The sequence below is a fragment of the Altericroceibacterium indicum genome, assembly GCF_009828105.1.
Taxonomy (GTDB): domain Bacteria; phylum Pseudomonadota; class Alphaproteobacteria; order Sphingomonadales; family Sphingomonadaceae; genus Altericroceibacterium; species Altericroceibacterium indicum.
This window is the reverse complement of record NZ_WTYQ01000001.1, coordinates 195,680-206,986: the sequence shown is the minus strand read 5'-3', so window position 1 is coordinate 206,986 and position 11,307 is coordinate 195,680. Positions and strand designations below refer to the sequence as shown.

General features: G+C 55.2%; 13 protein-coding genes. 2 read left to right on the top strand and 11 right to left on the bottom strand.

The features are described from left to right. Nucleotides 1-143 precede the first annotated feature (143 nt). The 6 genes from rseP to pyrH all read right to left on the bottom strand — a co-directional run bounded on the left by rseP (nt 144) and on the right by pyrH (nt 5,257). The gene (rseP, locus tag GRI39_RS01025; RefSeq protein ID WP_343033266.1) at nt 144-1,259 is read right to left on the bottom strand and encodes an RIP metalloprotease RseP; all 1,116 of its coding nucleotides are present in this window, start codon (nt 1,257-1,259) and stop codon (nt 144-146) included. Nucleotide 1,260: 1 nt separating this feature from the next. Continuing rightward, the gene (locus tag GRI39_RS01020) at nt 1,261-2,412 is read right to left on the bottom strand and encodes a 1-deoxy-D-xylulose-5-phosphate reductoisomerase (RefSeq protein ID WP_160737845.1); all 1,152 of its coding nucleotides are present in this window, start codon (nt 2,410-2,412) and stop codon (nt 1,261-1,263) included. Nucleotides 2,413-2,414: 2 nt separating this feature from the next. Beyond that, nucleotides 2,415-3,194, bottom strand: a complete 780-nt coding sequence (locus GRI39_RS01015; protein ID WP_246204806.1) for a phosphatidate cytidylyltransferase — start codon at nt 3,192-3,194, stop codon at nt 2,415-2,417. Further along, on the bottom strand, nt 3,181-3,867 hold the full coding sequence (gene uppS / locus GRI39_RS01010) for a polyprenyl diphosphate synthase (RefSeq protein ID WP_160737844.1): 687 nt from the start codon (nt 3,865-3,867) through the stop codon (nt 3,181-3,183). Before uppS ends, GRI39_RS01015 begins: the two co-directional genes overlap by 14 nt. Nucleotides 3,868-3,974: 107 nt before the next feature. Next, a complete protein-coding gene (frr, locus tag GRI39_RS01005; RefSeq protein WP_160737843.1) occupies nt 3,975-4,532 on the bottom strand; it encodes a ribosome recycling factor in 558 nt (185 codons plus the stop codon). Further along, nucleotides 4,532-5,257, bottom strand: coding sequence for a UMP kinase (pyrH, locus tag GRI39_RS01000; protein ID WP_160737842.1), 726 nt, complete (start codon nt 5,255-5,257; stop codon nt 4,532-4,534). The genes frr and pyrH overlap by 1 nt, the downstream gene beginning before the upstream one ends. A gap of 180 nt (nt 5,258-5,437) precedes the next feature. Here pyrH and GRI39_RS00995 point away from each other — a divergent pair, with 180 nt between their 5' ends. Then, nucleotides 5,438-5,737: a putative quinol monooxygenase gene (locus GRI39_RS00995; protein WP_160737841.1), complete on the top strand. Its 300-nt coding sequence runs from the start codon at nt 5,438-5,440 to the stop codon at nt 5,735-5,737. 82 nt (nt 5,738-5,819) lie between these two features. Here the strand turns inward: GRI39_RS00995 and GRI39_RS00990 are convergent, their stop codons facing one another. The 3 genes from GRI39_RS00990 to rpsB form a co-directional block, all read right to left on the bottom strand. Beyond that, nucleotides 5,820-6,905 (bottom strand): glycoside hydrolase family 43 protein, encoded by a 1,086-nt coding sequence (locus GRI39_RS00990; RefSeq protein ID WP_246204805.1) that lies wholly within the window; start codon nt 6,903-6,905, stop codon nt 5,820-5,822. Between the two features lie 175 nt (nt 6,906-7,080). Continuing rightward, nucleotides 7,081-8,007 (bottom strand): translation elongation factor Ts, encoded by a 927-nt coding sequence (gene tsf, locus GRI39_RS00985; RefSeq protein WP_160737840.1) that lies wholly within the window; start codon nt 8,005-8,007, stop codon nt 7,081-7,083. 88 nt (nt 8,008-8,095) lie between these two features. After that, complete coding sequence (gene rpsB, locus GRI39_RS00980; protein WP_160737839.1) at nt 8,096-8,863, bottom strand: 30S ribosomal protein S2; 768 nt, start codon at nt 8,861-8,863, stop codon at nt 8,096-8,098. A gap of 256 nt (nt 8,864-9,119) precedes the next feature. Here rpsB and GRI39_RS00975 point away from each other — a divergent pair, with 256 nt between their 5' ends. Then, complete coding sequence (locus GRI39_RS00975) at nt 9,120-9,605, top strand: hypothetical protein (RefSeq protein ID WP_160737838.1); 486 nt, start codon at nt 9,120-9,122, stop codon at nt 9,603-9,605. Here GRI39_RS00975 and GRI39_RS00970 read toward each other — a convergent pair. Both GRI39_RS00970 and GRI39_RS00965 read right to left on the bottom strand, forming a co-directional pair. Beyond that, entirely contained in the window at nt 9,559-10,410 is an 852-nt protein-coding gene (locus GRI39_RS00970; protein WP_160737837.1) for a CDP-alcohol phosphatidyltransferase family protein, read from the bottom strand. The genes GRI39_RS00975 and GRI39_RS00970 overlap by 47 nt on opposite strands. Then, complete coding sequence (locus GRI39_RS00965) at nt 10,407-11,159, bottom strand: phosphatidylserine decarboxylase (protein ID WP_160737836.1); 753 nt, start codon at nt 11,157-11,159, stop codon at nt 10,407-10,409. Before GRI39_RS00965 ends, GRI39_RS00970 begins: the two co-directional genes overlap by 4 nt. Between the last annotated feature and the right edge of the window lie 148 nt (nt 11,160-11,307).

The window sequence follows — 11,307 nt, the reverse complement described above, 5'->3', positions numbered from 1 at the left end:
GTCATTCCCTTTACCATGCCCCCATATGCGGAGTTTCCCTAAACAGGAGCAGCCGCCATGTGCCCGAAGCTGGCAAGCCAATCAAGCAAGCATGATAAGTTTCGCGGGATTGTGAAGCGTCAGCCATCCTTAAAATTTATAACTCAACTGCTAAAAATCGGCAGTGAAATTACATCGTTAATTGTGACGAACAACATCAGCGTTAGCAAAAGTGCCATGCCGGTGCGGAACGCCCATTCCTGACTGCGCTGCCCTACCGGCTTACGACGGATGGCCTCAGCCGCGTAGAAAGCCAGGTGCCCACCGTCGAGAGCAGGGATTGGCAGCAGGTTAATGAATGCTAAGTTAATCGAAACCAATGCGGCAAAGGATACAAACTCCCGCCATCCGAGACTCAGCTGTTCACCAGAGAATTTGGCGATCTTCAGCGGACCACCCAATTCATCCACCGGACGACGCCCGGTAATGATCTGACCGATCCCGTTGACCATCATTTTCATAATGTCGACTGTTTTCACAGTCGCCAGGCCAACCGCTTCGAACGGACCTACAGGGACAACTTCACCCGGGCCTGACGCCACACCAAGACGCCCGATCCGGAATTCATTCCCGAACCGATCCCTCTCGACGATAGTAGGAATGGTGAAATCAAAATTGAGATCGCGTCCGTTGCGCTTCACACCGAGGGTTAACTTACCCCCTGGATTTGGCAGCACAACATCGCTCAGCTCATCAAAGCTGTTGAGCGGGCGACCATCCACCGAAACAATGCGGTCCCCTGCCTGCAAACCTGCTTCGGCAGCCGCGCTATTTTCGCTCACAGCGGCGATCACAGGTGGGATTTCAATCTTGCCATAGGCCAGACTGAACGCCGCGAGGATTACCACAGCAATGGCAAAATTCGTAAACGGGCCAGCCGCGACGATCAGCGCTTTTTGCCATAGCGGTTTGGACGGAAAGGTCTTCCGTTTCTCTTCTTCAGGCAAGGCCAGCCATTCTTCGCTCGGCTGGCTGGCGGGATTCATATCCCCTGCAAATTGCACATAGCCGCCCAAAGGCAATGCTGAGAGCTTCCAGCGTGTTCCGCGCTTGTCAGTAAAGCCTGCCAGTTCCTTGCCAAAGCCAACCGAAAAAGCATCGGCCTTCACACCAAAGAAACGGCCCACGAGATAGTGACCCAGTTCATGCAAGGTGACCAATGGGCCGAGAACCAGCAAAAAGCCGATAATCCACATCCATACAGGCGGCGAATCGATCACTTCAGACAGTCTCCAGCATCTGTTCAGCGCGTACTCTGGCTTCCATGTCGAGCGCTAGCACTTCTTCCAGCGTTGTCGGCGCAGTGCGGGCCGTTTGGTTGAGCACGTCTTCAACCAATGCCGCAATCCGCGTGAACCCTATCTGACCAGCCAGAAAAGCCGCTACAGCGACTTCGTTGGCCGCATTGAGCATAGCCGGAGCCGCCCCGCCCGCATTCACCGCTTCACGCGCCAGACGGGTTGCGGGAAAGCGCATCTCATCGGGAGCAAAGAAGCTGAGTTCGCCAATTGCGGCAAGATCAAGCGGATTGCAGGGTGAATCCATCCGGTGGGGCCATGCCAATGCAGAGGCAATGGGCACGCGCATATCGGACGGTCCAAGCTGCGCCAGTGTCGATCCATCACGATATTCGACCATGGAATGAATCACGGATTGTGGGTGAACAATAATCCGCAAGTGATTGAGGCCAACAGGGAAGAGATGATGCGCCTCGATAAATTCGAGGCCCTTGTTCATCATCGTCGCGCTATCGACACTGATCTTGGCACCCATGTCCCAATTCGGATGGGCTACAGCCTGTGCTGGTGTTGCAAGCGCAATCTGCTCGGCGCTCCAGGTGCGAAACGGGCCGCCGCTGGCGGTCAACGTAATCCAGCGAACATCGCTCAGGCGATTGCCCTGCAGACACTGGAAAATCGCATTATGCTCAGAATCAACCGGAAGCAGAGTCGCGCCATATTGTCTGACCGCTGCGGTCATCACATCGCCTGCAGAAACCAGCGCTTCCTTATTGGCCAGAGCGATCGTGCCCCCCTGCTGGATCGCAGCCATTGTCGGCGCTAGACCTGCACAGCCGACAATCGCGGCCACGGTCAGATCCACATTACGGGATGCCGCGTCGCATAAAGCCTGCTTGCCAGCAGCCGCTTCAATCCCGCTATCACCCAGCGCGGCTCTCAGATCACCAAGGTTCGATTCTTGGGAAACGACTGCCACTTCAGCATCAAATTCACGCGCCAGTTCAGCGAGCTTTTCCGCACTGCTGTTGGCAGTCAGCGCAACCACCCGCCATTTGTCTCGCTCCCGCCGGATAAGATCGAGCGTGGAGGCACCGATGGAGCCTGTCGCCCCGAGAATGGAAATGGAGCGCATGGTTACAAGCCAGCCCAGCTGGACAGCAAACCAACGATGATGGCAACCGGGAGCAGGCCATCTAGCCGGTCCAGCACGCCGCCATGCCCCGGAATCAGGGCAGAACTGTCTTTCACGCCGGCTTTGCGCTTCAACCAGCTTTCAAAGAAATCACCTGCCTGAGCGGCAACCGCAAGACCAGCCCCCAGCATCACGACCATCGGCAAAGCACTGCTCTGAAGGCCAGAGCCACTGTCTGGTGACAGCCCGCGCAAGGCTGCGCCGATAAAGATCGTGACAATGACCAGCCATAGGCCAGAGCCGATCATCCCACCCAGCAAGCCAGCCCAGGTTTTGGAGGGGCTGATACGCGGTGCAATCTTGGGTCCGCCAATCGCACGCCCTGTAAAATAGGCTCCGGTATCGGTCATGATGACCGTCACTACCGTGATGATTTGAACGAACGGGGGCATCTGCATCAGCAAAGCTGCAGCAATGCCGACATAGAGGGCCGCAGCTAGAATCCCGGCCATTCGATAGGGTAAATTGGCTGTGGCTTTACAGATCAGGCGGATAAACTCGCCAAATCCAGCCAGCGCAACGACAGCGATAAAGCCCTTGAGCCACCACCCGCCAGCAATCACCGCGCCCGCCGCAACAGCCAGCATGACCACAGCAGATGCCACACGCTTGGGAAGGTCAGAGGTCCGCACCGAAAGCGGCACAGCCATATAACGTTTTAGCCGATCACGCTTTCGTTGACCTGCCTTGGCAACCGTTTCTGTCATGTCAGCGTCCGCCAAAGCGTCGCTCCCTTGTGGCAAAACTCGTTAGAGCATCCTGCAGATGTGCAGGCGTAAAGTCAGGCCATAGCACATCTGTGAACCACATTTCTGCATAAGCTGCCTGCCATAACAAGAAGTTAGACAGACGCACTTCGCCAGAGGTACGAATCAGAAGATCAACCGGCGGCAAATCAGCTGTATCGAGATGGGCTGCAATGGATTCCACAGTCACTTCACCATGCTCGGCCGCTTTGGCGGCTGCACGGGCGATTTCCTGCTGCGATCCATAATTCAATGCCACCGCAACGGTCTGTGTGCCATGAGCGGTCCGCTCCAGCGCATCATCCAGCATTTCAACAATGTCAGGCGCCAGAGCCTTGTAATCGCCGATAATTTTAAGCCGAACATTGTTGGATATGAAACTTGGCAGATCGCTTTTGATAAACCTGCGCATCAGCTTCATCAGATCGGACACTTCCTCTTCAGGACGTTTCCAATTCTCGCTCGAGAAAGCATAAAGGGTCAGACACTCAAGGCCACTGGATGACAATGCGCGCACCAGCTTGCGGACCGCTTCGACGCCCCGCTGATGCCCCATTGCCCTCGGCAAGTGGCGTTTCTTCGCCCATCTGCCGTTCCCGTCCATGATGATGGCCACGTGTTTTGCACCGTGGCTTGCCACTTGATTCATACTACAGGCCACACCCCCTCCCGCCTTGTTGACGTGACCTGGATCTTTGGCAAGATCTTTGACGCACTGGTCAGCGTCAGCATCGGCGGGAGAGTGCTCTTCACCCTTCACTGAGTCATGATTTCCTTTTCCTTGGCTTCCGCCGCAGAATCCGCATCAGCGACATATTTATCGGTCAGCTTCTGAACTTCATCTTCAGAACGCTTGCGATCATCTTCGCTGATTTCTTTTTTCTTTTCGTCCGTCTTCAAGGCCTCCATTGCATCGCGGCGCACATTGCGGATCGCGATACGGGCCTTTTCAGCATATTGGCCAGCAAGCTTGGCCAATTCCCGGCGACGCTCTTCAGTAAGGTCTGGCAGCGGCAGACGGATGGTCTGACCATCGGTCATCGGGTTGAGGCCGAGATTTGATTTCGCAATGCCCTTTTCGACCGCGCTGACATTGGCCTTGTCCCAGACCTGCACCGCCAACATCCGTGCTTCTGGTGCGGAGACAGTAGCGACCTGCCCGATAGGCATCATCGCGCCATAGACTTCTACATGCACAGGGTCGAGCAAGGCAGTGTTCGCACGGCCTGTACGCAGACCGGAAAGGTCACTTTTAAGGCTTTCCACTGCGCCCTGCATCCGGCGTTCGATATCGGCCTTGTCATACTTTGCCATTATTCGGCTTCCTCTTGAACAGTGGTCTGTATGCCATTGCCTGCCAGCACATGCGCAAGATTACCCTTTTCGCGAATCGAGAAGACCACGATCGGAATATTGTTCTCGCGGCATAATGCCACAGCAGCAGCATCCATAACCTTCAGATTGTCAGATAACACTTTTGAGTAGGTGATTGTTTCGAAACGAGTCGCATCCGGAAATTTCTTCGGGTCGCAATCATAGACACCATCAACGCTGGTGCCTTTGAACAGCGCGTCGCAGCCCATTTCAGCAGCCCTTAAAGCAGCCCCCGTATCCGTGGTAAAAAACGGATTGCCGGTGCCAGCAGCAAAGATCACCACGCGCCCCTTTTCAAGATGGCGCTCCGCACGGCGGCGGATATAGGGTTCACATACAGAGGCCATCGGGATCGCAGATTGCACCCGCGTCTGCACGCCAGCCTTTTCCAATGCATTCTGCATGGCCAGTGCGTTCATCACCGTCGCCAGCATACCCATGTAATCGCCGGTCGTCCGGTCAAGGCCCTTGGCAGCACCGGAAATCCCACGGAAGATATTCCCCCCGCCGATCACCAGACACACTTCGAGGCCAGTATCCTTGGCCGCTTTTACTTCTTCAGCGAGACGAGCAACATAGCTCGGGTCGATTCCGAACTGCTGTTCACCCATGAGAACTTCGCCCGACAGTTTAAGAAGGACGCGCTTGAAGCGAGAATGCGGCATATAGACCTAGTCTCCGGCAATGAGGTGGTTGCCCGCGTCCTTAGCGCCTCTGCCCGATCACGCAAAGGGAAAGGGCCGCAAATGTGATGCAAACCATCCTTTCTCCACCATCTACCTATCGCCAGTGACGCCAGCCCATTCCACTTTGGGAGGGCCCACATATGTTATACGGATTTGCGAATGCTGCTTATTATTGGAACCATCCGCCTTCCTGCTGAAAATCTCTCCAAAGCACTCCCTGCCATGCAGCGCATGACAGAGGCTAGCCGGGCAGAAGAGGGATGCCTTGAATATGGATATGCTCAGGATGTGCTGGACCCTGGGTTGATTCACGTAAAAGAACTTTGGCGCGATCAAACCGCGCTCGATCGTCATTTTGCCAGCGCCCATATCAAGCAATGGCGGGCGAGCTGGGCTGACCTCAATATCGGCGAACGCAATTTGCACCTCTATGAAGTAGGGGCTCCCCGCAATACATGATGAGGCCGCATGTAAATGCAGAAAGAGCCACCAACCCTTTTTTTGAGAAGGTAGCTCAATCCACTGGCCATAGATGCCGAAGTCACGCCTTCGGCATGGGACCGTTCTTCACCGGAACACCAAAATCGGGCGAGCCGTCTTCACGATAGGTGAACAATTGTGCGCGGGTGTGGCGGTTCGGATCGAACAAAGGATCGCCTTCGATCTCTTTGTAATTGCGCGCGTGGTAAATCAGCAAATCGCGGCCCTGCTGATCGACCGTAAAGCTGTTGTGGCCCGGCCCATAAACCTTGTTTTTCTCCGATGTCTGGAAAACCGGCTCCGGCGATTTGGTCCAGCTTTCCGGGTCCATCAGGTCTGCATTTTCATCCGCCGTCAGCATCCCCATGCAATAGCGTGCATCCGTCGCGCTGGCAGAATAGGTTATGAAGACCTTGCCATTGCGGTTGAGATAGGCCGCCCCTTCATTCACCTTATAACCCTGAATCTCCCATGGCAGAGTTGGCACAGACAGACGAACAGGCTCAGCAGCGAAAGTCAGCGGTGTATCAAGCGGGGCCAGATAGAGATTGCTGTTGGTATCAATCCCATCTTCCTTTTGCGCCCAGCACAGATAGCGGGTGCCCTTATGCTCAAAGCTGGTAGCATCCAGCGTGAAGCTATCCCACGGGGTCTGCAACTGCCCGATAACTGACCAGTCAGCTTTCATCGGGTCATCGCCGTCGGCTTGCAAAACATAGGTGCGGATGCGGAAAGGGTCCTCCCCATCCCCTTCCCCGGCGGCGAAGTAAATGTTCCATTTGCCGCCGAAATGATGAATTTCCGGTGCCCAGACATTGCCGGACATCCGTCCGCTTTTGGGTGCATTCCACAGCACACGCTCTTCCGCATCAGACAGGCCTGCTACCGTTTTGGAGCGGCGCAGAATCACCCGGTTATATTCCGGCACCGATGCGGTGAAATAATAATAGCCATCCTTGAGATAGACCCATGGGTCGGCCCGTTGCAGGATCAGTGGATTAATGATGCCGTCTTCTGCCGTCGCCGCATCAGCATCACTGGCAGGCTCGCTCTTGCTACAAGCGGCCAAAGGCAGTGATGCGGCCATTGGCAGCCCCACTCCAGCAGCCAAAAATTTACGGCGCTCCATCGTCATATTGTCTTTCATCCGGCTATCCCTCTCTCATGATTGAGAGCAGCAATAATAACTCAGACAATACAACGCAACTCTGTTCGCAACTCTTGCCATCGACCCCATGAAAAAAGCCGCCGCTCCATGGTCGGAGCAGCGGCTTGATTTCAACCCGATCGCATCAGCAGCCAGGTGTCTGTTATGAAACAGCTTAGCCCTTGACGGCAGCAGCCACTTCAGCAGCGAAATCGCTTTCTTCCTTCTCGATGCCTTCACCGAGCTGGAAGCGGACATAATCCTTGAGCACGATCGACGTACCAGCAGCCTTGCCAGCCTGCTCGACGACCTGTGCAATCGGGGTCTTGTTGTCCATCACGAAAATCTGGCTGAGCAGTGCGTTTTCCTTGGCGAACTTGCTGACCGCACCTTCAATCATCTTCTGCTGAACGTTTTCAGGCTTGCCACTTTCGGCAGCCTTTTCAGCAGCGATGGCGCGTTCACGTTCGATCAGATCTGCATCGAGACCGTCAGCGTTCAGAGCCTGCGGGAAAGCGGCAGCGATGTGCATCGCAAGCTGCTTGCCAAGCGGTTCAAGAACGTCAGCCGGAGCATCGCTTTCCAGAGCTACGAGAACGCCGATCTTGCCGAGATCTGAAGTCACAGCATTGTGCATGTAAGGCACAACAACGCCATTGGAGACTTCAACAGTCTTCATGCGGCGGATCTGCTGGTTTTCACCGATCGTGGCAACATTGTTGGTCAGCGCATCGGAAACCGTGCCGCCCGTGGGGTAGTCAGCCGCCTTGAGAGCCTCCACATCATCGCCCGACACTTCGAGAGCCTTCTTGGTCACATTGGTGACGAAGCTCTGGAACTGGTCGTTCTTGGCAACGAAATCGGTTTCGGAGTTCACTTCAACAGCAACGCCCTTGGTGCCCGCAACAGCAATGCCGACAAGACCTTCAGCAGCGGTACGGCTGGACTTCTTCTGAGCCGCAGCGAGACCCTTGGCACGCAATGCGTCAACAGCAGCTTCAACGTCACCATTGGTTTCGTCGAGAGCTTTTTTGCAGTCCATCATGCCCGCGCCGGTTTTCTCGCGCAGGTTCTTCACGTCAGCAGCAGTATATGCAGCCATGGGTTGATACCTCTTGAATAATGTGACGGCGCCGGACCGTTCGATTGTCGTAACGCCCGGCGCCTAATAGCAGTAGGTGACGCGGCGATTACGCCTGCGCAGCTTCGGCAACAGCAGCTTCTTCAAGCGGCTGTTCCATAGCGCCGATATCGGCACCCGAATCAGCAATACCTTCCTTCGTACCGGTCGAAGCAGCCTGAGCGATCGCATCGCAATAGAGGCGCACAGCGCGGCTGGCGTCATCGTTACCCGGAACCGGGAAAGAGATGCCTGAAGGATCAGTGTTGGTGTCGAGAACGGCGATCACTGGAATACCAAGAACATTGGCTTCCTTGATGGCGAGTTCTTCCTTGTTCGCATCGATCACGAACATCACGTCAGGAATGCCGCCCATATCGCGGATACCGCCGAGGGAAAGTTCCAGCTTGTCGCGTTCGCGAGTCATCTGAAGAACTTCCTTCTTGGTGAAGCCCGAAGTATCGCCCGAAAGCTTTTCTTCGATGGTCTTCAGGCGCTTGATCGAACCGGAAATGGTCTTCCAGTTGGTCAGCATACCGCCAAGCCAGCGATGGTTTACGAAATGCTGGCCAGATGCACGTGCTGCTTCAGCAATCGGTTCCTGTGCCTGACGCTTGGTGCCAACGAACAGCACCTTGCCGCCTGCACGAACGGTTGCGTTCACGAAATCGAGAGCGCGTGCAAACAGTGGCACGGTCTGCGAAAGATCGATGATGTGAACACCATTACGAGCGCCGAAGATGTAAGGCTTCATGCGCGGGTTCCAGCGGTGGGTCTGGTGACCGAAGTGAGCGCCGGCTTCGATAAGCTGCTGCATTGAGACGGTAGGAGCCGCCATAATAAAATTCCTTTCCGGTTATGCCTCTGGAAAGCGGCTGGAGACTCAGGCGGAGATCCCGCCAGGAGCACCGGTGTGAAGTGCTTTCCATGTGGATTTGCCACGAAGACACTTGAAACAAGTCCAAAATGTCACGCGACAGCGCGCGCCTTAGCCATATCCGCCACAGAAATCCAGCATCAAATTTCCAATCCACGCCCACCATGGAAACGGATGGAACATCACAAGAACACGGATTTCAGCTGACTGATCCAATGTGGAGAAGAATCCGCTTGACCAACAGGAACAAATAAGGAACATTGAACACAAGAAGAACAAACAGGCCGGAAATCCCTCATTTCCAACAGTCTTGCTCCGGCCATTCACACAGAAAGCCCGATTCTACGAGCTTGAAGGGGAACAGCAAATGACGACGGTTTTTCTTGGCCTTTTGTTCATTACCTCCGGATTGGCGGCAACTGCGGTAATCGCTCATAGCCTCTACAACAGCGTGCTGGCTGCACGTGCCTTATATCAGGAGCTGGCCTTCATCGAAGCAATTGATAGCTTTGCAGCTCAGCAAGCTACACCGACAGAAAAAGTCCAATCTACATCTACAGACTATCGCACCGCTGATTGGGCCTCACCTGCTGCTGATACCACACGTCATCAGCAGCATTCTGCAACAGCTGCCGGGCCGGTCATATACAGGCCGATTATATTTCGGAAGGAACAGCCGCCTCACTGCTCCGCCGCCGCCTGACTTTGGCATAGCTAAACACCGCATAAGGCATGAGCAGCAGGTAAAGCACAGACAATACCGCCAACGTCCACCAGGGCTCTGTCAGTAAAGCAGCAAACACAAGACCCGCGCCTGCAATTGCACCAAGACGAATGGAGCGCTGCGGGCGAATGGAGGTCCAGCTCAAGGTTGCAAGGTTGGAGATCATCAGGAACGCCATCAATGCCACCCAAATCGCCACAAGAATGGGATCGCGGAAAATAGGCTCACCGCTGGCGATCCATAGATACATTGGCAAAAAGGCGAGGCCTGCCCCCAAGGGCGCCGGAACGCCGGTCAAAAAACCGGCCGACTTATGGGGTTGGTCGTCCACATCAATCTGGGCGTTGAAGCGCGCAAGGCGCAAAGCGCAGCAAATGGCAAAGGCCAATGATGCAAACCAGCCGAAACGGGGCAAATCCTGCAGGGACCACAGGAACAGGACCAAGGCAGGCGCCATGCCAAAGCTCAGCGAATCGGCGAGACTATCCAGTTCAGCCCCGAACCGGGACTGTGCTTTCAAGAGCCGGGCAATGCGGCCATCGATCCCGTCAAGCATACCGGCAAGGATGATGGCAAACAAACACCGTTCCCAGTCACCAATAATCGCAAAACGAATGCCAGTAAGGCCGGAACATAGGGCCGCAGCTGTAATGGCATTGGGGAGAACAGAGCGCAGAGAAAGTCCGCCACCCAAGCGGCGTGCTTCTCTTCCACCGAGCGAGGGCACTTCATCTTCGCTGGCTTTCGGCCCGAATGGGCCTTCGCCTGTTCCCCGATCTGTCATTGGCTCACACCCTCAATCAATTTCTGTTTTCCGATTTCGGCGAGCACAGTTTCACCAGCGACGATGCGCTGACCCAGAAGAACTTTCGAATCCGTCCCTTGCGGCAGATAAACGTCCACACGGCTACCGAAGCGGATCAGGCCAATACGCTGGCCAACCGCAACAATATCACCGGGCTTGACGAATGGCACGATACGACGGGCGACCAGCCCGGCAATCTGTGTGCAACCAATCACCCGGCCATCGGAACGTTCAATCAAGACATGCTGGCGTTCGTTTTCTTCACTCGCCTTGTCGAGATCGGCATTCATAAATTTGCCAGGGATGTAATGCACCCGGCGAACAATACCCCCAACTGGGGCACGATTGATATGAACATCGAACACGGACATGAAAATGGAAATCCGTGTGACCGGTTCTGTTCCAAGACCAGGAAGACCTTGTGAATCAGGTGCTTGCAATTCTACCGGCGGCGGGACCTGCATGATCAGGGTCACCAGCCCGTCTGCCGGAGCGACGATCATATCATCACCTTGCGGCACGACCCGTTCCGGGTCGCGGAAGAAAGCGAAAACACCGGCTGACAAAGCCAAAAGCGGCCAGCCGACAATCTCCCAATCCAAAAGCAACAAGAATATCAGACTGATGCCCACAGCGATCAGTCCGAATTTGCGTCCTTCAGGGTGAATCGGAGGCCAGCCCCAGGCTGCATCCCCCCGTCCCCTGTTGTCAGTTAAATCTCCGGCCATCCCCATCATCTAGAGACTGGGTGGCGGAGCCACAAGCTGAAAGCTATTTCAGCTGAGATGAAGCGATGAAATAGGCGCAAATTTTTCGAGGAAGGGCGCCCCGCTATTGTCGCGCCAGAAAATTGCCTTCAACGGCATCGCTGGGTGG